Raw genomic sequence first — 22,669 nt, 5'->3', positions numbered from 1 at the left:
CACCCATTTAACTCTTAATCTCCTGATACCCTTATGTAGCATCAGTACAAATTTCAGTACATGAAGCAGACAAACAATTTTCCGGACGTTACTGCAGCCCTTGCAAAAAATAGATGTGAAGCCTACCTCATCGTTGCCGATTCTTCCAATGCCGATATGTATTTTGCCACCAAATTCCTTGCAGGTGACCCTTTCTGTTATATCCAGACCCGCAATGCCAGGGACATGATGTTGATATCCGATATGGAGAAGAGCAGGGCTCAGAAGGAAAGCAGGATCGAGGAGATCGTGCCTTTGAGGTTCTGCGATTATAAAAAACGCCTAAAGGAAACAGCCGACCCGGGCAGGGCCTATGGAGAATGTATCGGGCAACTGCTGCAGAATGAAGGCGTGAGACATGTGGCAGTACCCCGGGATTTCCCCGTTTATACCGCCCAGGTGCTCAAGGAGATGGGTTTTACTGTCAATCCAATCCAGAGTCCCTTAAGAAAACTGCGTGAGGTCAAGGAAAAGGGAGAGGTCAATCTTATCAGGCAGGTCCAGCAGGCCAACGAAGAGGCAATGCAGGCAGCCATTGCAGCCATCAAGACTGCCGAAATCGATGACAACAAACTCTTCCTTGATGGTCAACCCCTGACAGCGTCGAGGGTACGCAGGATTATTGAACATTGCCTGCTTGATCATGATTGTCGAGCCCACGGAACCATTGTGGCCTGTGGCAAAGGGGCAGCCGATCCGCACTGGCATGGCGAGGGACCGCTGCTGGCAAACGAACCCATTGTGATCGACATCTTCCCGCAGCATAAATTACACCACTACTGCGGTGACATGACACGTACCGTAACCAGGGGAGAAACTACAGAACAATTACAGCAGATGTACGATGCCGTGCTTGCAGCCCAGGAAACGGCTTTGGGAATGCTTAAACCCGGTGTTGCAGCAAATGATGTACATCAGGCGGTCTGTGATGTGTTCGAAGAAAAGGGATATTCCACGGATGCCGAAAAAGGTGAAGGCTACATCCACTCCACAGGTCACGGTGTAGGACTGGAAGTGCATGAAGCACCTTCAATCGGTTTAAGGGAGATACCCCTGCAGCCGGGTAATATCGTCACCATTGAACCAGGTCTCTATTATCCACAGATCGGCGGGATACGCCTGGAAGACCTGGTCCTGATAACAGAACATAGTTATGAGAACCTGAACACTTTTGAAAAGGAATTTGTACTATAACTATTATCTCCAAGGTCATAACAGGTGATGAGCATGCAGGATAAATTTCAGGAAGTTGAGGATATTCTCGATAAATATCTAACCGCCGGTAAGATTTTGTCACAGGTACGTGGAGAAGCCGCGGATAAGATCAGGGTAGGAGCAAAGCTGCTGGATGTAGCCGAGTTTGTGGAACAACGTACAATGGAACTTGGAGGTAAACCCGCTTTCCCCTGCAATCTTTCACGTAATGACGAAGCCGCCCATGCAACCCCGACGGCAGGAGACACAACCGTTTTTGGAAAGGACATAGTCAAACTGGATATGGGAGTACATGTGGATGGCTATATTGCCGATGCCGCCCTGACCGTTGACCTTTCAGGAAATAAGGATCTGGTAGATGCTTCCAGACAGGCACTGGAGGCAGCCATAGATACTGTAAAGGGGGGTGTGAATACTGCAGAGATCGGAGCGGTTATCGAGGATACAATCCGTGACAAGGGATTCAAACCTGTTGCAAACCTCACCGGCCACGGCCTTGCACGTTATCAGGCACATACCCCGCCAAGTATTCCCAACCGTCATATCGGAGAGGGAATGGAACTTCAGGCAGGAGACATCATAGCCATCGAGCCTTTTGCCACAGACGGTGCGGGCAAGATCTCAGATGGCAGTTTCACGGAAATTTACCAGTTCATACAGAAAAAGCCGATACGTATGCCTGCAGCCCGCAAACTTCTCAAGGAACTGAAAGAATACAGCACCCTTCCCTTTGCCAAAAGATGGCTGACCTCTCCCAAAATAGACCTTGCCCTGATGCAACTTGAAAAGGCTGAAATAATTACTTCCTTCCCTGTACTGAAAGAAGTGGGTGGAGGAATGGTATCCCAGGCAGAGCACACTTTGATTGTAACCGAAGACGGGTGCGAGATCACTACTCGTTGAGGTGTCGGTTTTGCGTAAACTGGTGGTTGCAATACATATCCTGCTTGTACTATTCATCCTGATCATGCCCGCATCCGGCCAGATGACCTGGAGCAATCACATAATACTCAAAAACGACATCATGGAATGGAATTACAACGAAACTTACAGAAATTCCTCCGCCATTCTTTATAGAGATTATATCGACTCGCAATTGGGAGACGACAGCGGGCTTGTAAACGCCTGGGAAGTATTGAAAATGGATGTCAAAGTACGCAATTACCTCAAAGGAGAACTGGAAGAGGAGATGGATGTACAGATCAATGGTTCCTCCGAGAATATCCAGGTGACCGATATCGCAGCACAGCTGGATTTTGAAACACTGGGTGATATCAACAAGACGGACAGGATAGAAAACCGTTACAGTGTTCACTACATTTTTGATACTCCAGTACTCGATTCCGGGACAAACTTTACTTTCATGGGACAGAATCACTCTGAAGTAGTGATCGAAATTCCTGAGACTGTGAATATTAACTCTACAGCAGGAATGGAGAATGTTACTGTTTCAGAAGGAGAAAATACTACTTTTGTGAGGGGCAGTATCGGGAATACATCATATTTTTCCCTTTATATTGAATAATATGTACAAAAAGTAAAAGGGGCATGAATCAGGTCATGCCGCCATTTTCAAATTACTTATTATTGCCTTTCTTTATTGCTTTCTGTATACGTACACAGTCCTGACCCATTATCGGCAGGTCATCGACAGTCATTCCGGTTACAGTAAGATTAAGAGTTTGCCCTGCATAATTTTCAAGGCCTGCAGTTCCAACCAGTTCCTGTGTCTTGAACTTCATGGTGAGATCAGTAATACCATCAGGTTGATTCTCGATACAGCATGGGTCATCATCCGCCGGGAAGTAGGGGCAGGTTACATCCTCATAACTCCAGCGCAGAGGTGAAACACCTATCAAGTTACCATCTTCATCCATTATACCAATCTCGACAGTAGCAGGATCGATTTGTGTCACATCAAAATCCTCACTTCCGGCAATGGCAATTGGAATTATCCCCTTACTGTCCACATTGATCGGATTGGGGCAGGAGGATGGTTTGACATCAAGACTAACATCTATTACCCTTATAGGTGTGGTTTTTTCCAATGTCAGAAGGGCCCACTCTGTTGAAAGAATAGGTTTACTTCCGTAATCCCAAGGATCTGAAGGCCAGGATCCATCTGGATTTTGTGTATCCACAATTACATCCGAGAAATTATCAAACCAGCCAACCTCAGAACCATCCACTTCCAGGGTTTCAATTCCATTGTATTCCAGACCTTTCATTATTGCATACATTGCCTGATAGTGATTAGGTTTCCATCCCACATCATCTATAGAACCTGTTCCAACATCGTTCCAGTGACGTTCAAGGTAGTCGACAGCATCCTGCATTCTCTGAGAATCAGTATCATCACCTACAAAACCCATTTCAAAAATCAGGTTGCCTGTCTTGAGAGAATTGACCCACTGCCAGCTTGCTGTATACCAAGAACCTCCATCATCAGCATCACCATTGACCGGATCCTGAATTGTGTTTATCCAATCATTCAATCCAACCCTGACATCACCCACATCAGCTCCCGCATCTTCTGCGTAAGCCAGACCAAGTACCACGTATCCTGTATTGGAGTTGTCACTTGGTTCCTGAACACCAGTATACCTCCAACCACCATCAGGATTCTGAGTAAATATGAACCAGTCAGTCATATCCTGAACTTTTTCCTCATAAGTAGAATTATGAAGATTGGCAAATGCCATCAGGGCAATAGCTGTATTATATGATTGATGCATTCCCCATGAACTTGAAAACTTAATTGATTCATTGTTCCCATTCTTATCTGCCGGGTCCCCAGTTATATCCACAATCTGCATCTGGCTTTCCATATAAGCCACACCGTCAGTAACATTATCTGAATATTCATATTCGGGATCAAACGGACTCTCATACCCCAGTTCCTTTGCCCTATCGGTAAGTTTCAAAACTGCAAAACCGGTATGTGCAACCTTTTCATCTATACCCCATGAACCGTCAGGATTCTGTTGCTCTGCAAGCCATGCCACTCCCGCAGTAATGGAATCGTTTATCTCTTCTTCAGTTGCAGCCATTCCACTCGGTATGGAAACCAGCAGGGCTAACAACATAGCAAAAGCTATCACTATTTTTAATTCTTTAATATTTATTCCCCCTTTATCTTAATATTACATGGATTTCGCATCCGTAATAATACAAAATTACACAATGTACATTTTGTCCACGGTGTACTAAATCCCCATCAATATTAAGCCTTGAACTTATATATAGAAACAAGAAACAATACTCAGCTAGATGAATTTCATACACCATTGCAATAATGGATGTTTTTTGTCAAATTAATTAATTAATTGTGGAGCAGAGCTTCTAAATACCATCTTTCCTTTTCTTCTACTTTAAGATAGTCAGGACATAATTTACTTCAAATTTGAAGATAATCCATCCAACTTCAATTTAACCGGGTGAGCAAAATGATAATAGAACAGATCAAAATGGAAAATGGTACAGCACAGGGTCTCAAATGGGAACTGGAAAATGCTTCCCTGCTAATGATCAAAGCCGACATGGGTTACGTGATGTGTGGCTATCTCAATATGGAAACCGCAGACAAACTGGGGGATATAGCTGCTGTGGTCAGCGGCGTGGACAGTTTTGAGGACGTACTGCAGGCATCACTGAAATCCGTGAGCATGAAAGCCCTTGATATCGGAATTGAGGAAGGGATGACCGGTAGGCAGGCTCTTGAAAAGATGTTCTGATATGCGCTACGCTTTTGAACTTTCCGGAGACCATGAAGCAATTGCTGCAGACGAGGCTCTGGCCTGTCTGGCTACCGAAGGTCTCAAGCCACTATACACGCAGCATTATGACCATTGCCTTGTGGTGGAACTTGAAGAGCCGGATGCCGAAAGTAGATTGGAAAAAATTGCCGGAAAACTGGCCATGTGCCATCATATCCTGCGGGTTGCTTTCATCTGTAACAATGAACCCGAAACCATTATTTCAAGTGCAGAAAACTGCGACATAAAACCTCATATTTCTGCAGGCCAGACCTTTGTAGTACGAGCTCGTAAAGTCAACCACCATACCAGCGTGGAAGGGGCCTATCTGGAACAGAGAGTAGGAGGAACTGTTTTCAGGAAGGGATACAGGGCCAATCTCAACCAACCCGATGTTACCCTGCGGCTTATACTGACCGAAAAATGCGTATGTGGCTCTGTCATTGCATCCATAGATCGCAAGGCCTTCCATGCACGTGCACCCCACAAGAAACCCTTTTTCTATCCAGGAGTACTCATGCCCATTACAGCCCGGGCTCTGGTAAATCTTGCAGGAGTAAACAAGGATACCAGACTGCTGGATACGTTCTGCGGTACTGCCGGCATACTTGTGGAAGCGGCCATGCTGGGTTCAAGAGTAATCGGCCTGGAAGCACGCAATGAGATCATACAGGGAGCAAAATTGAATCTGGAATATTTCGGCGGGGATTATAACCTGCTGCAGGGCGACGCCTGCAAACTGCCCCTCAAAAAAGGCTGTATTGATTCAGTGATCACCGATCCTCCTTATGGCAGATCCGCCATGATCAAGGCAGAATCCATCCGGCATTTATACGAAGAATCCTTCGGAGAAATGTACAGGGTTCTCAAACCCGGCAGTAAAGCAGTGATAGTGTCGGAGATGGAAATTAACAAAATCGCGCTTGATGCGGGATTTACCATATTGAAACAGTACAGCCAGAGAATACACAGAAGCCTGACCCGCAATATTACAATTTTGCAAAAAAATAATCAGTAAAATGTCTTTTTTATTAGATGCCAGTATGCTGCAAGTTCCAGGTCATACTTTTGGCGTTGCGGATATTTATTTTCCACAAGACCCCAGAATCTCTTATTGTGCTTAAACTCGATTAGATGCAAAAGCTCGTGATAAACGATATATTCTATCAGATTATCCGGCAGATAAATCATATGCCGGTTAAAAACAAGTTTTTTGTTACTGCTGCAGCTGGCCCATTTCCTCTTCATTTTCCTGAAAGTTAAATCCCTGACCTCAACTTCCAGTTCACGTTGCAGCCTTTGTACAATACTTTCCACCAAACTATGAAAGTGAGGCTCAGCGAGTTTTTTCTCCAATCTTTTTTCCCCGGCTAGAGCAATCACTCGCTGCAAATGCAGATGTTTGTCGTAAATCCAGTCTGTATTTTTCTCGATAAAAGCTGCAGCATTACCATATCCCTTAGGAACTATTACCCGCAACATTCCGTCCTTGAACTCCAGCCTCGCGTATTTGACGGGACGGTGGACTATATCATAATCTATTACAGCATCCCTGATACGTAACTGCATCATTCAGCCTTTGGTTCTTTGGGCAAAAACTGGTCCATTACCTCGGCTAACACCTGATGATAAACAAGATATTCTTCTATTCTTTCACGAGAGCGACGCATGGAGTAACCGTCATCAACCCATTGGACCGAATCTCCATAATTCACATTTGTCAGGATAAGCCCATAGGGTTTTGCTGGTTTGATACCCTCCTCATAGGAAGCAGGGTCCAGCATGTTTTCCAGCCAGTCCAGATCTCTGGCACCACTGCCCACAAGCAACAGGACAGTTACAATCTTACGAATCATTTTCCACAGGAAACTGTTGGCCGTGATATCGATCCTGAGCAGGTTGCCGGCAAGTCTCACATCGATCTTTTCGATTCTGCGAATAGTACTGCGCCCGGTATCCCTGAAGCAAAAATTAGCAAAATCGTGACTGCCTTCAAGGATGCTGCAAGCGGCTCTTAGTTTTGAAATGTCAGCATCCATTGAAGGTGTTATGTAGCGATAGGTACGATTTATGGCATACCTTCTGGGATGAAAATCACTGTCAACTTCAGCACGGGACCACGCCCATATATCCCCGGGTAATTTGGAATTGATCACCCTGGGAATGGCAAGTTTGGGTTTATCAGTATCAAAAGCCACCACCTGCCCCATAGCATGCACCCCGGTATCCGTACGCCCGGAACTTACAAACCTGGCAGAGGAAGGATCCTCGATAATCTCAAGGGACTGAAGGGCTTCAAAAATTTTCCCTTCTATGGTGGATACTCCGGGCTGCACCTGAGAACCACGATATGAAGAGCCAATATAAGCGATTTTGAGAGCGACTCTCATACAGGATCACTTGTGCTCAATTATACCTTTTTCCTATTATAAATTTCCCACAAAGCAAGTACTGCTATTATAAACAGACATCCGAAGAAGAACCATACGCCTATATGAGACAGGAAATCCGCAGGTATCAGACTGCTGGCCTCTCCTGCACCTGCAGATTCACCGGCTGCCCTGGCAGCTTCTGTAGTCGCGTTTGCAGGAGCTTCGGCAGCAAAAAGGGTTGTATCGTTGCTGGCATTGCTATCCGGCATCTCAGACATCACCGCAGGGGTAGCTGGTGGCATGGTCTGTCCCAGAGGTTCAAAATTCCTGAGATATTCAATACCCAATGCTGCAAAAAGGGCCGCTCCTGCCATTGCCACGTATTTGCGCAGCATGCCGAGGATACTGGATCGATCGGTTTTGTTGCTACCCGGAATTACCACGATCATTTTTTGCATGGGTTCGTATATCTTGATCTCCCTGCCCTTGCGACTCCATTTGGTCTCCTTTACCTGTATGAGCTCGCATTCCAACAAGCCATCCAGATTGTACTTGATAGTGGTAAGAGGCATATCAAGCTCTTCGGCTATCGAAGTTGCAGACATGGGTTGTTTTGCGAGCAGTTCCAGGATCTTCAGGGATTTCTCATTGGAAAGGGTCTGGGTGATTTTACGTGAATCTTCGTTTAAAGGTAAAACCAATACTTTTTCCGTATTGTCATCGTTTTCCATACAGAGGAGTATCAATTAATGAAGTAATAAATTTAGTGTAATGTGCGAACTGTTCCGTAACAATCCGTAAATTTAAATATCACTTCCAACAATGTAACGTAACTTTTAAGGCGATATCATGATCACGAAAAAGCAAATTTCCGACATCCTGAAAGACTACAATGCCGATGACCTGGCGATTGCCACGGTATGTTCTCATTCTAGCCTCCAGATATTCCATGGAGCTAGGAAAGAGGGTTTAAAAACAATCGGAATTTGCATAGGTGAACCTCCCCGTTTTTATAATGCCTATCCTCTGGCCAAACCCGATGAGTTCATTTCCGTTGACAGTTACAAGGATATCCCCAATATCGCCCCCCTTTTGAGACAGAAAAACGCCATAATAATACCACATGGTTCCTTTGTGGAATATATGGGTGCCGATAAATTCCTTGATCTTGAAGTACCTACCTTTGGCAACCGTGCCGTACTTAATTGGGAATCAGACCGTACAAAAGAGAGAGAGTGGCTGGAAGGAGCAGGAATCCACATGCCCCGGCTTGTTGAACCCGAGGACATTCACGGTCCTGTAATGGTCAAATATCACGGTGCCAAAGGAGGACGTGGTTTCTTCATTGCCAAGAACTATGAGGAATTCCTGGAAAATATAGATGAAAGTGAGAAGTACACCGTGCAGGAGTTCATTGTAGGCACACGCTATTATCTACACTATTTCTATTCCCCTCTCAAGCAAGAAGGATACAGGCTCAGTAACGGAACTCTTGAAATGCTGAGTATGGACCGGCGTGTCGAATCCAATGCCGATGAGATCTTCCGTCTGGGTTCTCCTAAAGAACTCGAAGAATCAAACGTGCAGCCTACCTATGTTGTTACTGGCAATATCCCCCTGGTAGCCAGGGAATCCCTGATGCCCAAGATTTTTTCCCTCGGAGAACAGGTTGTAGAGGAATCCCTCAAACTGTTTGGTGGCATGATCGGGTCCTTCTGTCTGGAAACGGTTTTTACAGACCAGCTTGAGATCAAGGTCTTCGAGATTTCAGCCAGGATAGTAGCAGGGACCAATATATACACCAATGGTTCCCCATACTCCGATTTCATAGAGGAAGGACTATCCACAGGCAAACGTATTTCCCAGGAAGTCAAACTTGCAGCAGAGCAGGAAAAGCTGGAAGTAATCCTTTCCTGAAAAACCAGGAAGACAATAATCCAGTATCTCTTTTTTCTTTAATCTTTTAAAATTAATTATTACGAATCGCGAGACGGAGATTTAAAAAAAAGGCCAAAAAGAGGGGTTGTTGAGGAATACTCGATGGTGGGGGATGAGTTTTGGAGGATCAGTACTGCAATACTCAATTGGGGGAGTTTGGGGGTATTTTCGCAGTATTCCTCAACGAGCCTCACATTAAATCTATAATATATATAGTTTCTTATTTTCCCTTATGTTTTTGAATGTCCAAAGATGGCAACTGCTGCATATACAATCAGAGGGTTGACTTTCAATTATTGAGTATTAACGAATTATTTACAAGACCCATATTTTTCTCAACTTTCTGCAGGGTTGTTTCGTTTGTAAAATTAAGGGTGGCTGCATTTTCTTCCAGAAAGGTACCCAGACTGCAGGATTGATTGAGAATTTGACTGTACCTGTCAGTCACAGGTTGCAGGCTGGGAGATGGATTGAAGGATTGCATTGTCCCTTTGGCTTTACTGCAGTGACTGGTAAGATTCCCGGCAGCCTTTTCGAGTGTGGCCACGTCACGGTCTTCAAGAGCCTGTTTGATATCGACATAATCGGAATGGATGATATCGATCGAAGCCTTCATCCATTTCAGGTACTCAACATCTTCCTTGCTCTGAGTAACGGTTTCATTAACATCTTTTACCGTATCCCCTATATCAGAACACCCTGAACTAAACAGTATTAAGATCAATAACAAAAAAAGCAGGCCTCTCCTCTGCAAGAACTTTCCTCCTGCAAAGGAGAGGTGTGAAATACTGATATACTTTACGTATTATAATCAGGCAGATGTGTAAACCTTTACGTTTGCAGGACTTTTGGTTATATTGCCCTTTTTCACGCCGATCAGGGTATCGATCCCTTTATTGGATGCTATGTCCAGTATACGCTGGGTAACAACACCATCAAACACTACACTTTTCACATTATCTTCTGAATTCTTCAGCGTATTCACAAGATCACGTACAGGTGTTTCATTGACAACCTTATCATCCTGATCAAGCAGGCGTGCCCCAAGAGTACCTGCAAGAGATTCCGAATGAGAACTTAAACGTTTCAGAACAGGATGTTGCGATGTTGCAGGTTTTGTACTGGAAGGTTTGGGCTTTTCTTTTTTGATAGGTGGCTCGGCAATCTTTTTCATTTTGGCAGCGGGATTCCTGGCACGATCAGGTTTGACCCTTTTCTCACGTTTTGGAACCCTGGCAATACGACCACCCTTTTTCGGACCTGAAGAGCTGGGTGTTGTGGTTTTTTCAGCTGGTTTATCGATAGAATAGGCTTCCATGGCCTGTTCTACCGGTACTTTCTGGCGAAGGGCACGTATGATTTCCCGTTGTACAAGGTCTTCAACAGTTTTACCATCGGGGGCACGTGCCACATAATCGATATCTGCTACCTGCAGCAGTTCCTTGATAATGAGTTTGCCTCCCCTGTCACCATCGGTAAATGCTGTTACGGTCTTTTTCCGGGTAAGTTCTGCAACCTCAGGAGGTACATTGGTACCACCCACACAGATAGCATTCTTAATACCATAACGCAGCAGGTTCAGGACATCGGCACGTCCTTCTACCACTACAATGGCATCAGAATCAAGAACATTGGGACCGCAGGGGATATTCTTATTCTTGCCAAAGAACTGCATCTCTTCGACACGCACGGATTGACGTACTTCGTCAGCGATTTCCTGGGATTCGGGCAGGTTGGCATCGAACATACCTGTGAGAATGAACTTGGCCCTTTCAACTATGTGTTTGCGTTTGGTCGCACGAACATCCTCTATATTGCTAACCTCAATATTCGCAGAACAGGGACCTACCCTGTCAATGGTCTCCAGGGACGCTGCGAGGATTGATGTCTCGATCCTGTCCAGACTGGAAGGAATGTGTATGTTGCCCTTGGTCTTTCCACCCTTGGTGCTTACAATGACCTCGATCCTGCCGATCCTGCCGGTCTTCTGGAGATCACGCAGATCAAGATCTGACCCCAGCAAACCTTCGGTCTGTCCGAAGATAGCTCCTACTATATCAGGGCGTTCTATCACCCCGTCAGCATTGATTTTTGAATGAATGATATATTTTGTTGTATCAGTACTTTGCATTGTTGATTCACTCCTTATTCTTAGAGAATGCATTAAAATCGCGATCAAAACAAAGTAAAACAGAATCAATATTTCCAGAAGTCACCACATCAAGCCCGGATATTGCCGGCTCTATGTTTTTGTCCCCCACGGACAAATGTTGTACCAGCAGTCCGAATGAGCACATAAGACTGCGAACTAACTTGTTAAAGTTCAATTTTGCTTGTGTAATTGGATCTTTCCTGAACTATCCAATAATATATAACCGACCCTATCGGAAATATATGCTTCTATGAGTGATGAAATCTGATAATGCTTCCGTTTTATTGATCTATGGCCGCCCATCTTGGCAGCCAATCGTAATGATCCAAATTTATCTGCATTGGCTGATGATTCATTAGATTATAACACCTAATGAAATTTGATAATCTTAATAATGATCATATATCTTTAATGACCAATTCTAGTTGGATTTTGTCCTTTAAGAACTTTATGGTACTTACCAAAGGAACAAAAAAGCAGAGTTAAAAAAGTGTATATACCTCCAGTGGAAATATAGGGGTCTGCTGCTAATCCTTTCCGTATATCTAGAATAACTCAGTCGTCTGCAATTTCTATATATTCTGGTAAAATTTCTTTGCTGAGTACTATTTCCTCATTGGCACAGAGGAATTCATATCCATCTTTTGCAGCACTGGCTGCATCTATCTCGAGAATCACGGGATTATCGGTATGCACCGACGCCGCCTGTCTTGCGCGCTGGCTGGAATTACTCAGATGAATATAGGTCTGCCTGTAAGGTTTGATACCGTTTTCCAGAAGCATATCAACCTCTTCCTGACTGACACCATAATAGAGTACATCAGAATCATACAGGGGGTAATCAAGGTCCACATCTATAGAATGCCCATAACGGGCACGTATGAAAGAGTTATCAATTTCATATCTCTGTTTGGGATCAGATTCCACAAGGGAAACCAGACGCATCTTGCCTGCCCACTTATACCGTTTTTTCATTGCCTCACAAAAAGCATCAAGCTCGATCCAGCCCTGAGCATCCATATCCAGCCCTACATCATCCGGAAAATGCCTGAGGACACCGGAAACGAAACGTCCCAGCCTCATCTCATGCTCATCATCGAGCATAAATTTACCTCTTTCCCCGCACTTGAGGCATTCCTCACCACGGAAATAGCCGTGTTCTTCACACTTTCGGATCATGATATCACGATAGGGATGGAACTTATGGTTAATTATATTATCGGAATGACCGGTTTCGTCAGGTTTATCACATTCGTCCTGCAATGAAGACTAACTATTCATTATTATCAAAGATTACAGGTGTGCTGATGGACGATATCGATACAGTATATGAAAAACTGGAAGGCATAATTTCCAGGGAAGAATTTGAAGCAAAGGTAGAGGAGAAAATAGAGGAGATGCATAACCTCTGTGATGTCCAGACAGCCGCCCTGCTGGTAGCACATAACCTCGGTGCTACGGATGCGGGCGTTGAAACAACTAAGATTGCGGATATAAATGAGTCATCATCCAATGTGAATTTCACTGGAAAGGCTGTTTCTATTTTTGAACCAAAGGAATTCAGCCGTGACGATGGCACCACAGGCAGGGTTGGAAATATTATAGTAGCGGATGAAACAGGTTCGATCAGGGTAACACTATGGGATGATCTTGCAGACCTCTTAAAAACTGGTGATATCAGTACTGGTAAGAGCTACAATATCAGTGGTTACGCCAAAGAAGGTTACTCAGGAATTGAAGTTAATATCGGCAGGGGAGGCGGCATCTCTGAAAGTGAGGAAAATGTCAAAGCAAATATTAACCTCTCCGGTATATCGGACATAAAGGACGGGGATTCTGATGTAAATGTCGTTGGAATGGTTCTGGATGTATCGGATGTTCGCACTTTCCAGAAACGTGATGGTTCTCAAGGACGGGTACGCAACATTACAATCGGGGATGAAACCGGCAAGATCCGGATTACCCTGTGGGACGGGCGTACCGAACTTGCAGATAAACTTGAAAACGGGGATAGCGTGGAAATAATCAATGGCTATGCCCGGCTTAACAACTACAGCCAGGAAGTAGAGATACAGGTGGGCAACCACAGCAGTCTGCGCAAAACCGACAGGGAAGTGGAATTTGAAGAAGATTATACCCCGATTGCCGACATAATCCCGGGCCAGCCTTACTCTATCAAAGGAGCAGTATCCGGTATGGGAGACCTCAAGGAATTTACCCGCAGCAATGGAAGTGAAGGCAAGGTTTCCAATATATATGTCTCCGATGAAACGGGCAGGATCAGGATTGCGCTCTGGGATGAAAAGGCCGAACTTGTCGACAAAGTAGATATCGATACCCCGATCAAGATCATCGACGCTTTTGCTAAATCCGGTTTCAATGAAGAAGTGGAGCTCAACGCAGGAGGACGAAGTAAAGTGGTAGTTGACTGAAAAAGTGAATTTTGTCTTCCAATTTTTCACGGTTTAAGACCGTGGCCTTTTTTACTTTACTCCTGTAGATTGTTATACGACAGATATTAATACATTCATTATAAAATACCACTTATAATATATCAGGGCAGTTATAATGGATCGTTTGAACAAAAATAAAGCTCTTGATTTTGAAAATGCATTGCTTGAATTTGATCGCGTGCATGCTGAACAAATACTTGAAGATGCCCTGTCAGAAAATAATACTTTTCAGGTAATCGATGAAATTGTGTCTCCTGCCCTTACAAGAATCGGAACCGCCTGGGATACAGGGGAAATTGCCCTTTCCCAGAATTATATGGCAGGCAAGATTGCAGAACAACTTATGGACGAAATTCTGCCTGCTGAAAGTCCTGAAAGAATTGCTTATCCCAAAATAGCCATAACTACACTTGGCGATTATCACATGCTGGGTAAAAAGGTTGTTACTTCAATGCTGCGAACAACAGGACATTCAATTAAAGAATACGATAGCATGAATCTCGATCAGCTCGTTGAGAAACTCAATGAGGATGGTATCGATCTGCTCCTCACATCAACCCTGATGCTTAACATTGCTCTGAAGATCAGGGAATTAAAAAAACATATGGATAAAAAGGGGTTGAAAACGAAGGTAATTGCCGGAGGTGCTCCTTTTTTGTTTGATGATATGTTGTACAGGGAAGTCGGGGCGGATTACATGGCAAGGACTTCCTCTGATGTATACAAATTGATTGACCAATATAAAGAGGAGGTACACAAATGAAAGACGCAATGACACCTATGGAACGTGTACTTACAACTCTAGGTCACGAAGAACCTGACAGGGTTCCTTATTTCCTTCTGCTAACGGGCCATGGTGCACAGTTATTGAATATGCATCCAAAGGAATATTTTTCAAATGGAGAAAACGTTGCCCAGGCACAACTTAAAATGCAGGAAACATACGGCCATGACTGCTTCTATCCTTTCTTTTATGCATCCCTGGAAACCCAGGCCTGGGGTGGTTCAACCGTATTCTATGATGATGGTCCACCCAATGCAGGCAAACCCATAATCGAATCATTCGAACAAATCGATGAGCTGGAAGTGCCGGATGTAATGGGACACAAGGGATTTGATGAGGTACGTAAGGCCATCAATATTCTCTACAGTCAAAAGGGTGAAGAGATCCCCATTATCGCAGTTGTGATGTCCCCGTTTTCGTTACCTGTCATGCAAATGGGATTTGACAGGTATTTTGACCTGATGTACGAGGACAGGAAAAAGTTCTGGACATTAATGGATTTGAACAAACAATTCTGTACAGAATGGGCCAACTCACAGCTTGAAGCCGGTGCTACGGCAATTTGTTATTTTGACCCGGTATCATCCCCTACCATAGTGCCCAGGGAAACGTTCCTCGAGACAGGATATAAGGTTGCAAAAGATACAATCGGCGATATCAATGGTGCCGTGGCCACACATCTGGCTTCCGGACGCAGTATACCAATCATTGAAGACCTTCAGGATACAGGGGCTGCTGCTCTGGGAGTAAGTGCCATGGAGGACCTGACTGAGCTAAAGGACAGGTGCAGGGGAAAAATATCTCTGCTGGGCAATCTCAATGCTATTGAAATGAGGCACTGGACAGCAGGACAGGCAGAAAATAAAGTAAGGCAAGCCATCGAAAAAGCAGGACCTGGAGGCGGATATATTCTTTCGGACAATCATGGGGAAATGGTATGGGATGTCTCTCATGAGACCCTGCTAAACATAGCAAACGCTGTGAAAAAATATGGTAATTACCCCTTGCAAAAATAACAGATCATTATGGAATCTAAACCCCCTATAATATTGCTTTCAAATGACCTCTATTACCATGGTACAGGACTCACTTCCAATAAAGAGAGATTAAAGGACGCATCCATACTCAATATACAGGATTTTGAAAATCGGGACCCTGAATCACAGCAAGAGGTGCTAGAAAGCCATGGTACTCTGTATATAATCACATCTGCCAATGAAGGATCTTTACCTCAGGTGCTGAACACATGTGATAATGAAATATATCGCATAAAGGCTGAAGAATGTCGGGACACCGAAAAATACGCTTGTCCGTATATCCTTAATGCAAAGCTTATGGAATTACTACTTGAGCAAAGGGAAGCAGAAATTCGCAAGCTCAACGAGCAAATGTCCTCTTACTTGATAGCAATGGATTCAATTTATACTCTCTCCTCATATGATCGCAAGGAGGACATTATAAATCATACAAAAGAATTCTTTGCAATGATGTGCCTGCCCGAAAACCTGTGTTATTTTGAGGCACATAACACAAAGGCACAAAGTGGCATACATCTTACTGATTTCCAGAAAAAGGATATTGTAGCTTTTCTTAAGAGCAATAAATATTACAAAATAGCCCCTTCGGAAAAGAGTTTCTGTTTCAGGTTAACTTTACAGGACGGGGATGAAGGGATATTTGTTCTGGAAAATATAGCCTATCAGAGTCGTTTACATGAATTCTTGAATTTAACTTTGAGCATTCGCAGCGTACTTACAGTGGTACTGGAGAATATTTCCAAGCAGAATGAACTGGAAAAGTCACATAATTTACTTGCCGATGCAAACGATATGCTGAAAGTAATTAACAAGATTTTGCGGCATGACCTGGCTAATAATCTGGGTGCCATAAAAATGTCCCTGGAGATGAATGAAACCAGGCCCAATCCAAAATATATCCAAATCTCCAAAAAAGCTGTTGACCGCAGTTTTCAAAAAATCAATGATATGAAAGGGCTTGAAAACCTCATCGGTACCGGAAAAGACCTTGACTGTTATGAAGTGAAGGAAATTATAGAAAAAACTGCAGGTACAGATATTGAAATGGATATTTCCATTGAGGGCCAATGCAAGGTTCTGGCGGATAATGCATTATCCTCTGTTTTTGAAAATATAATAAAAAATGCAATTGCTCATGGTAAAGCCAATAAAATGAGGATTAAAATGGAACCTTCCGGCAAGTATTGTCACATTTCTATAGTGGATAACGGCACAGGGATCCCCGATGAAATAAAGCCAAAAATCTTCAAGGAAGGATTTACCGAAGGCGGAGATAGCAATTCTGGATTGGGTCTGTATATCTCAAAAAAGGTTATAGAAAGATATGGAGGCCAAATTGAAGTAAAGGACAATACACCACATGGAGCAAAATTCGTCCTCGATATACCCTCTACAAAGTGATTTTTGCCTGCATCAAAGGCCTATAAATAATATTTGGCAACATTCTCCTTCATGCATATTTATTTTCATATTTAACACTCCAACATATTCCAGATGAATTTCTTTCGAATGCAAAATGAACATCTATATAAGGCATAAACAGAAATATTCTATATAGGAGTGTGATCCAATGGTCGTGCAGGAGCATAACAGCGAAGACTCATCTTATGGGGGAATCGAGAGTCAAATACCCGTTGGGGACCTTATGTCCCGCAATGTTGTGAGCTTAGATGCTACCTGCAACGTTTTTGAGGTTGCCAGGGAAATGATGGCAAAAGGCACCGGCAGCGTCATAATAAGCAGGGAAAGTAAACCCATTGGCATAATCACAGAGCGTGATATTGTCGGCAAGGTGGTAAAGCAGGACCTAACACCCAGCTCTGTCCCGGCAACAGAGACCATGTCATCTCCTATTATAATGGTAGAGGCTTCTACTAACGTTATAGAAGCATCCAGGCTGATGGTAAAGTCGAATATACGTAGACTTGCAGTCAATAAGGGGGAAGATATTGTTGGTATTATTACAGATAGGGACATCCTTACAATTTCTCCGGGTCTTAACACTATTTTAGAGAACCTCATTGAAATGAACCGGGAAACAGGGATTCCTGAAGAGAGCTATCTGGAAAGAGGAATCTGCCAGCGTTGTGGTTCGTATGTGGATGAACTCACAAGCGTAAACGGGCTGGCTCTCTGTGAAGACTGCAGGGAAGAAGAAGGATACTACGACTAAAAAACCATCAAACCAACGCCGCAAATAAAGGGGGATTTTTGCACGCAGATAAATGAAACTATGTCAGGGGACGCAGTGTATCTGCACGAAAGTGACACTGTGACCCATGCTCGCCAGTTGATGAGAGATCATTTTCTAAGGGGAATTCCTGTTGTGAACGACAATGGGAAGGTTTCGGGAATGATCACTGATAAGGATATTTTGAAAGTGGCATCCACAAAATCAAATGTCACTGTTGCCGGTTTTGTAAACTCGGTCCCACAGATAACACCCGAGACTGATATTTACAAGGCCGCTTCCTTGCTACTGGAAGCAAAACTTGAAAGATGTCCTGTAGTTAAAAGTTCCATTGAACAAAACCTGGTAGGAATTGTAAGCAATACCGATCTTCTTGGCAAAATGGTGAATAGGGATTTATCAAAACCTGTCAGGGAGATCATGACCTCTCCGCCCACCACATGCAAACCAACAGATAACATCGGGGAAATCTGGTCTGCCATGCTTGAAAATGATTATACAGGCCTGCCGGTGGTCTCAAAGAAAGGTAAACTGATGGGCATGATTACCAGGAGAGACCTGATAAAATCAGGGTTTGCACGTATCGGTGTAAGGGAAAAAGACGGCAGCACTCACAACCAGCCAGTTGAGAAAGTAATGTCAACCCCTGCCTACAGCATCAAACAGGATACATCCGTGAAAGAATGTACCGAAAAGGTCCTGCATTATGATGTCGGCAGATTAACAGTGGATGTGGAAGACAAACCCGTAGGCATTGTGGACAGAAGTGACCTGCTCAGGGCCTATACCGAATAAGTAGGCTTTGTAGTGATGATACAACACATTATACCGGGTGGTATAGGTGAATTCAAAGGATAAAACACGTACTCAAAAAGAGGATAAAATGAGTTCCAGACAAAAAAATACCGGTAACCCAGGAGGGACAGATATCAGCAAGGATCCAAAGGCCTACAGCATGGAGAGTATAATGGACAGGGGAAATGTTAATTTCAAGGCTCGTATAGCCGAACATGAGGGAAGTATGATGGCTGTTGCAACAAAAGATGTTATTTCCGCAAACCCCACTACTCCCATAATAGATGTCATTAAAAAAATGAGCAAGATGCATTTCAAGCATATGCCTATTGTCAATGCAGGGACATCAAAACTTGAAGGTATAATCACTTCAGTGGATATAATGGACCTACTGGGTGGAGGAGAAAGAAGCCTTTTCGTGGAGAAAAAATTCAAAGGTAACCTGCTTTCAGCTATAAATGCACAGGTGCGCTACATAATGGAACATGAAGTCCACAGTCTGCGCAACGATGCACATATTGAAAAGGCCTTCGAGTTGATGATAGACAAACAGATCGGCTGCATCCCTGTAGTGGACAATGATGGTCATCTGGAAGCAATCTGCACAGAAAGGGATTTCCTTACCTTTATAAGAGGAGTACTGACCGGGAAAAAGGTCGAAAAATGGCAGACCAGAAATGTCAAAACTGCGGATGCAGCAACTTCAATCTGGGATGTTGCCAGGACAATGATTGAGAATAAGTTCAAAAGAGTTCCTATTGTCAGGGATAATATACTTGTGGGAGTTGTTACATCTTCCGACATTCTCAGTTATCTGGGAACCGGGGAAGCTTTTGAAAAACTCACCACGGGTAACGTCCATGAGGCTTTCGACAGCCCGATTAGCTCTCTCTTGCATAATGATCTTATTTGGACAATACCGGATGCTGATCTCGGGGAAGCAGCAGAAATTATGCTTGAAAAAAGCATAGGATGTCTTCCTATAATAAAAGATGGTAATCTGGAGGGAATCCTGACAGAAAGGGATATCCTGCTTGCACTGGCAGACAAACAATAAAATTTCTTACGGAGGATAGGAAAATGAATGTATCGGATATAATGAGTGCTCCGGTCTATGTGATTGGAACAGAGGAACCTGTATCACACGCAAGGAAGCTGATGTTTCGTCACAAGATCAGTACTTTGATAGTTGTTGAAGAGGACGAAATAAAGGGAATTGTCACAAAAAGTGATATTAGCAGCCGCCTTGCACAGGCAGAACCAATGTGGAGGCGGCGCCCCATCGATAAGATCCCGGCAAAAATGGTGATGACCGCAGAACCGATTATCACTATTTATCCCGATGCATCCGTATCCCAGGCCATTAACCTGATGCTGGAAAATCAGATCAACAACCTGCCGGTGTTCAAGAACAAGCTTCAGGGAATCGTAACAATCGGGGATATAGTCCGTTATGTAGCGGATAGAGCCCTAACAACTAAAATTTCCGAAGTGCTTACCGATGACGCTGTGGAGGTGCACCGCCATCATACAATCAACCATGTAATCGATGAAATGGAAAAGCACAGGGTCAGCAAAGTAATAGTGATTAACGATATGGGGGACACAGTCGGTATGATCTCTACGCGGGATATTGCTCTCAGTGCCATGGAGGACAATGAAGGTAAAATGCAGTCAAAGAATATTAAAATGGCACGTAAACCCACCCAGGGAGGCGAAAAAACATACAGGTATGTAAAAGACGTACCTCTGGTAGCAGAGGATATAATGGTCGAACTTGACGGGGTTGTAAATATCGAAGATAACCTCTCAGATGCGGCCAAAGTAATGGTAGAAAACAATCGTACAGGCCTTCCTGTCGAAAAGGAAGGAAAGATAGTAGGAATCTTGAGCAGAATCGATATAATAAGGGCTGCTTGAGCAGGTAAATTCCCAGGAGATGTTTATTATGCAGGTAAAGGACATAATGATACAACCAATAAGCGTAGATAAAGCAGACACTATTTCTCATGCACTGGACATAATGGAAAAGAACGATACAAGAAGGCTGCTGGTTACTCACAGTGGTCAGCTTGTAGGTGTCCTGACAATGAGGAATCTTACCAAAGAACTGGGAACCCGCAAGAAGGGGGCCAAACCTGCCTCTTCCCTTCATGTGGCCACTGCTGTATCGGATAATTTCGTGAAAATTCTGCCAGACACCGATATTGATGATGCCATTACCCTGATGAAAAAGAAAGGCGGGGTTCTGATAGTCACCGATAACGAGGATATAATGGGCTGGGTTACTCCCCAGGAAATCCTTCAAAACCTCTATTTTGATGGTTTTGCCGGTGAAATGATGATAAAGGACCCGGTAGTCGTCAATCCAGCCGACAGGGTCAGCCATGTAAGGCATATAATACTCGAGAACAATATGGGAAGGTTCCCTGTAATGGATAGCGGTGAACTGCAGGGCATAATTACCGAACAGGACATTGCCAAAGCGATGAAAGCCTTCCGTGAACTTGTATCCGGAAACCAGCAGGATGCCAGGATCAAGAACCTGATTGTAGAGGATATAATGAAAATGGGTACCAAGACCGCCTACACCAACACACCTGTTGCCGAGGTGGTTGATATGATGCTCGAGAACAATATAGGCGGAGTACCGGTACTCAACCTGGAGGAGGAGTTCACAGGCTTTATCACCCGGCGCACCCTTGTTGATACCCTGGCAAAATGAAGGCAAAGAATGAAAGGTTCGGAGAAACCAGAACTTGATATGGAAAAGACAGCCCGCTTTTTAGGGCTGTCAGTCTCCAGACTGGAAAGACTACTTGAAAAAAGACTCCTGTCAAGAAACTGGGGAAAGTACAAGAATTTGTTCAGGTTTGAAACCTCCGTCTCGGGTATAGAAAGAGGAAGTGTCCTCCTGCAAAAACGCGATGGAGAACTGGATTTAATCCTGGGTTTCCCGAAAATACAGCGCGCAATGCTGCTTGAGCCTTCCATAAATAACCATTTTTCAGAAATTGATAAACTCATAGTCGAAGAAAAGATGAACGGCTATAATGTCCGTGTAATTGAAAACGCAGGGAAACTTATCGCTTTTACACGCAGTGGGCATGTCTGTCCCTATTCCACAGAAAAAGTCAATTATCTTTTAGACCCCTCCTTTTTCAGACAATATCCTGATCTTGTAGTGCACGGGGAAATGGCAGGCCCCGAGAATCCTTATGTCTCCAAAAAGGTCTACGATACACAGACACTGGATTTTTTCGTCTTCGATATACGCCACAAAAAGACTGGACAGCCCCTGCCGGTCATACAAAGAAGAAAACTGGCCGCATCCTTTGGTTTTAAGCAGGTTCCTTTCCTGGGAGAGTTTGCAAGGAAAGAGGCTGCTGAAAAGATCATGTCCATCATAAAAAAACTGGGGGATATGGGACATGAAGGGGTGGTCATCAAGGATTTGGATATGGATCTGTCACCTATCAAATATACATGTTCAGAGAGTAATTGCGCCGACCTTGAACATGCTTTCAAGTTCTATAATGAAGTGGGGCGGGATTATCTGTATTCCAGGGTAGTCAGGGAAGGTTTCCAGACCGTGGAATGGGATGAGGATGAAGACACAATGGAGAAACGGTGCTTAAGGCTTGGCAAAAGCATCCTCTCTCCTATGGCCGATTCTGTTCGAAGGGTTGGCAACGGTGAAAAACTCTATGATGAGGTTACATTGCGTTTCCAGAATCCACAAACCCTGCAGGAATTTGAGGAATATTTCCGACGACTTGGCATAGATGCTATTTTTGACCGGGTTGGATATTCAGGAGGAGAACTTATGGTAAACCTACAAAAACTCAACCAGAGTACCACCGACAAGACCGAATCAATGTGGGAAGGCAACCTGTGGTGAAGTAACACATTTATGCACCAAACACCTGTTAGTGCAT

The 22,669-nt window shown here is 43.9% G+C and carries 23 protein-coding genes; 16 read left to right on the top strand and 7 right to left on the bottom strand.

What is annotated here, in order from left to right:
• Nucleotides 1-60 precede the first annotated feature (60 nt).
• The 3 genes from MMAH_RS00175 to MMAH_RS00165 are packed head-to-tail and all read left to right on the top strand — an operon-like array spanning nt 61 to nt 2,779.
• Complete coding sequence (locus MMAH_RS00175) at nt 61-1,233, top strand: M24 family metallopeptidase (RefSeq protein WP_013036516.1); 1,173 nt, start codon at nt 61-63, stop codon at nt 1,231-1,233.
• Nucleotides 1,234-1,266: 33 nt separating this feature from the next.
• Nucleotides 1,267-2,157, top strand: a complete 891-nt coding sequence (map, locus tag MMAH_RS00170) for a type II methionyl aminopeptidase (RefSeq protein ID WP_013036515.1) — start codon at nt 1,267-1,269, stop codon at nt 2,155-2,157.
• Between the two features lie 10 nt (nt 2,158-2,167).
• Complete coding sequence (locus tag MMAH_RS00165) at nt 2,168-2,779, top strand: hypothetical protein (protein WP_013036514.1); 612 nt, start codon at nt 2,168-2,170, stop codon at nt 2,777-2,779.
• 52 nt (nt 2,780-2,831) lie between these two features.
• Here MMAH_RS00165 and MMAH_RS00160 read toward each other — a convergent pair whose 3' ends face one another.
• On the bottom strand, nt 2,832-4,355 hold the full coding sequence (locus tag MMAH_RS00160) for a prenyltransferase/squalene oxidase repeat-containing protein (RefSeq protein ID WP_172632556.1): 1,524 nt from the start codon (nt 4,353-4,355) through the stop codon (nt 2,832-2,834).
• A gap of 345 nt (nt 4,356-4,700) precedes the next feature.
• Here MMAH_RS00160 and MMAH_RS00155 point away from each other — a divergent pair, with 345 nt between their 5' ends.
• Complete coding sequence (locus MMAH_RS00155; RefSeq protein WP_013036512.1) at nt 4,701-4,988, top strand: YunC family protein; 288 nt, start codon at nt 4,701-4,703, stop codon at nt 4,986-4,988.
• Nucleotide 4,989: 1 nt separating this feature from the next.
• Entirely contained in the window at nt 4,990-6,027 is a 1,038-nt protein-coding gene (locus MMAH_RS00150) for a TRM11 family SAM-dependent methyltransferase (protein WP_013036511.1), read from the top strand.
• Here MMAH_RS00150 and MMAH_RS10195 read toward each other — a convergent pair.
• From MMAH_RS10195 to MMAH_RS10250, 3 genes are read right to left on the bottom strand one after another with little or no spacing between them, the layout of a single operon-like run.
• Nucleotides 6,021-6,581 (bottom strand): M48 family metallopeptidase, encoded by a 561-nt coding sequence (locus MMAH_RS10195; RefSeq protein ID WP_083774813.1) that lies wholly within the window; start codon nt 6,579-6,581, stop codon nt 6,021-6,023. The genes MMAH_RS00150 and MMAH_RS10195 overlap by 7 nt on opposite strands.
• Entirely contained in the window at nt 6,578-7,399 is an 822-nt protein-coding gene (gene truA, locus MMAH_RS00140; protein WP_013036509.1) for a tRNA pseudouridine(38-40) synthase TruA, read from the bottom strand. The genes MMAH_RS10195 and truA overlap by 4 nt, the downstream gene beginning before the upstream one ends.
• Before the next feature lie 20 nt (nt 7,400-7,419).
• Nucleotides 7,420-8,112, bottom strand: coding sequence for an ArsR/SmtB family transcription factor (locus MMAH_RS10250; RefSeq protein WP_013036508.1), 693 nt, complete (start codon nt 8,110-8,112; stop codon nt 7,420-7,422).
• 118 nt (nt 8,113-8,230) lie between these two features.
• Here MMAH_RS10250 and MMAH_RS00130 point away from each other — a divergent pair, with 118 nt between their 5' ends.
• On the top strand, nt 8,231-9,298 hold the full coding sequence (locus MMAH_RS00130; RefSeq protein WP_013036507.1) for a formate--phosphoribosylaminoimidazolecarboxamide ligase: 1,068 nt from the start codon (nt 8,231-8,233) through the stop codon (nt 9,296-9,298).
• Nucleotides 9,299-9,608: 310 nt separating this feature from the next.
• Here MMAH_RS00130 and MMAH_RS00125 read toward each other — a convergent pair whose 3' ends face one another.
• From MMAH_RS00125 to MMAH_RS00115, 3 genes are all read right to left on the bottom strand, one after another.
• Nucleotides 9,609-10,073 carry a hypothetical protein gene (locus MMAH_RS00125; protein ID WP_013036506.1) on the bottom strand — a complete coding sequence of 155 codons (465 nt, stop codon included), beginning with the start codon at nt 10,071-10,073 and terminating at the stop codon, nt 9,609-9,611.
• 57 nt (nt 10,074-10,130) lie between these two features.
• Nucleotides 10,131-11,450 (bottom strand): DNA primase DnaG, encoded by a 1,320-nt coding sequence (gene dnaG, locus MMAH_RS00120; RefSeq protein WP_013036505.1) that lies wholly within the window; start codon nt 11,448-11,450, stop codon nt 10,131-10,133.
• Nucleotides 11,451-12,026: 576 nt separating this feature from the next.
• Entirely contained in the window at nt 12,027-12,650 is a 624-nt protein-coding gene (locus MMAH_RS00115; RefSeq protein ID WP_013036504.1) for an RNA 2'-phosphotransferase, read from the bottom strand.
• 128 nt (nt 12,651-12,778) lie between these two features.
• Between MMAH_RS00115 and MMAH_RS00110 the strand changes: the two genes are divergently transcribed.
• The 10 genes from MMAH_RS00110 (at nt 12,779) to MMAH_RS00065 (ending at nt 22,632) form a co-directional block, all read left to right on the top strand.
• A complete protein-coding gene (locus MMAH_RS00110; protein WP_013036503.1) occupies nt 12,779-13,903 on the top strand; it encodes an OB-fold nucleic acid binding domain-containing protein in 1,125 nt (374 codons plus the stop codon).
• A 136-nt stretch (nt 13,904-14,039) separates the two neighbouring features.
• A complete protein-coding gene (locus MMAH_RS00105) occupies nt 14,040-14,687 on the top strand; it encodes a cobalamin B12-binding domain-containing protein (RefSeq protein WP_013036502.1) in 648 nt (215 codons plus the stop codon).
• Nucleotides 14,684-15,724, top strand: coding sequence for a uroporphyrinogen decarboxylase family protein (locus tag MMAH_RS00100; RefSeq protein ID WP_013036501.1), 1,041 nt, complete (start codon nt 14,684-14,686; stop codon nt 15,722-15,724). The genes MMAH_RS00105 and MMAH_RS00100 overlap by 4 nt, the downstream gene beginning before the upstream one ends.
• A 9-nt stretch (nt 15,725-15,733) precedes the next feature.
• The gene (locus MMAH_RS00095; RefSeq protein ID WP_013036500.1) at nt 15,734-17,146 is read left to right on the top strand and encodes a sensor histidine kinase; all 1,413 of its coding nucleotides are present in this window, start codon (nt 15,734-15,736) and stop codon (nt 17,144-17,146) included.
• A 169-nt stretch (nt 17,147-17,315) separates the two neighbouring features.
• Nucleotides 17,316-17,918: a CBS domain-containing protein gene (locus MMAH_RS00090; protein ID WP_013036499.1), complete on the top strand. Its 603-nt coding sequence runs from the start codon at nt 17,316-17,318 to the stop codon at nt 17,916-17,918.
• A gap of 60 nt (nt 17,919-17,978) precedes the next feature.
• Complete coding sequence (locus tag MMAH_RS00085; RefSeq protein ID WP_013036498.1) at nt 17,979-18,731, top strand: CBS domain-containing protein; 753 nt, start codon at nt 17,979-17,981, stop codon at nt 18,729-18,731.
• A gap of 88 nt (nt 18,732-18,819) precedes the next feature.
• A complete protein-coding gene (locus tag MMAH_RS00080) occupies nt 18,820-19,788 on the top strand; it encodes a CBS domain-containing protein (RefSeq protein ID WP_013036497.1) in 969 nt (322 codons plus the stop codon).
• A 23-nt stretch (nt 19,789-19,811) separates the two neighbouring features.
• Entirely contained in the window at nt 19,812-20,651 is an 840-nt protein-coding gene (locus MMAH_RS00075; RefSeq protein WP_013036496.1) for a CBS domain-containing protein, read from the top strand.
• A 28-nt stretch (nt 20,652-20,679) separates the two neighbouring features.
• Nucleotides 20,680-21,456, top strand: a complete 777-nt coding sequence (locus MMAH_RS00070) for a CBS domain-containing protein (RefSeq protein WP_013036495.1) — start codon at nt 20,680-20,682, stop codon at nt 21,454-21,456.
• A 9-nt stretch (nt 21,457-21,465) separates the two neighbouring features.
• The gene (locus tag MMAH_RS00065) at nt 21,466-22,632 is read left to right on the top strand and encodes an RNA ligase (protein WP_013036494.1); all 1,167 of its coding nucleotides are present in this window, start codon (nt 21,466-21,468) and stop codon (nt 22,630-22,632) included.
• Nucleotides 22,633-22,669 lie beyond the last annotated feature (37 nt).

The organism is Methanohalophilus mahii DSM 5219 (assembly GCF_000025865.1).
GTDB lineage: Archaea > Halobacteriota > Methanosarcinia > Methanosarcinales > Methanosarcinaceae > Methanohalophilus > Methanohalophilus mahii.
This window is presented reverse-complemented; position numbering and strand designations above follow the sequence as displayed.

Coding starts and splice junctions, on each gene's coding strand:
- MMAH_RS00175 (WP_013036516.1), top strand. CDS start 61: ATGAAGCAGACAAACAATTTTCCGGACGTTACTGCAGCCCTTGCAAAA.
- map (WP_013036515.1), top strand. CDS start 1,267: ATGCAGGATAAATTTCAGGAAGTTGAGGATATTCTCGATAAATATCTA.
- MMAH_RS00155 (WP_013036512.1), top strand. CDS start 4,701: ATGATAATAGAACAGATCAAAATGGAAAATGGTACAGCACAGGGTCTC.
- MMAH_RS00150 (WP_013036511.1), top strand. CDS start 4,990: ATGCGCTACGCTTTTGAACTTTCCGGAGACCATGAAGCAATTGCTGCA.
- MMAH_RS10195 (WP_083774813.1), bottom strand. CDS start 6,581: ATGATGCAGTTACGTATCAGGGATGCTGTAATAGATTATGATATAGTC.
- truA (WP_013036509.1), bottom strand. CDS start 7,399: ATGAGAGTCGCTCTCAAAATCGCTTATATTGGCTCTTCATATCGTGGT.
- MMAH_RS10250 (WP_013036508.1), bottom strand. CDS start 8,112: ATGGAAAACGATGACAATACGGAAAAAGTATTGGTTTTACCTTTAAAC.
- MMAH_RS00130 (WP_013036507.1), top strand. CDS start 8,231: ATGATCACGAAAAAGCAAATTTCCGACATCCTGAAAGACTACAATGCC.
- dnaG (WP_013036505.1), bottom strand. CDS start 11,450: ATGCAAAGTACTGATACAACAAAATATATCATTCATTCAAAAATCAAT.
- MMAH_RS00115 (WP_013036504.1), bottom strand. CDS start 12,650: ATGATCCGAAAGTGTGAAGAACACGGCTATTTCCGTGGTGAGGAATGC.
- MMAH_RS00110 (WP_013036503.1), top strand. CDS start 12,779: ATGGACGATATCGATACAGTATATGAAAAACTGGAAGGCATAATTTCC.
- MMAH_RS00105 (WP_013036502.1), top strand. CDS start 14,040: ATGGATCGTTTGAACAAAAATAAAGCTCTTGATTTTGAAAATGCATTG.
- MMAH_RS00100 (WP_013036501.1), top strand. CDS start 14,684: ATGAAAGACGCAATGACACCTATGGAACGTGTACTTACAACTCTAGGT.
- MMAH_RS00095 (WP_013036500.1), top strand. CDS start 15,734: ATGGAATCTAAACCCCCTATAATATTGCTTTCAAATGACCTCTATTAC.
- MMAH_RS00090 (WP_013036499.1), top strand. CDS start 17,316: ATGGTCGTGCAGGAGCATAACAGCGAAGACTCATCTTATGGGGGAATC.
- MMAH_RS00085 (WP_013036498.1), top strand. CDS start 17,979: ATGTCAGGGGACGCAGTGTATCTGCACGAAAGTGACACTGTGACCCAT.
- MMAH_RS00080 (WP_013036497.1), top strand. CDS start 18,820: ATGAGTTCCAGACAAAAAAATACCGGTAACCCAGGAGGGACAGATATC.
- MMAH_RS00075 (WP_013036496.1), top strand. CDS start 19,812: ATGAATGTATCGGATATAATGAGTGCTCCGGTCTATGTGATTGGAACA.
- MMAH_RS00070 (WP_013036495.1), top strand. CDS start 20,680: ATGCAGGTAAAGGACATAATGATACAACCAATAAGCGTAGATAAAGCA.
- MMAH_RS00065 (WP_013036494.1), top strand. CDS start 21,466: ATGAAAGGTTCGGAGAAACCAGAACTTGATATGGAAAAGACAGCCCGC.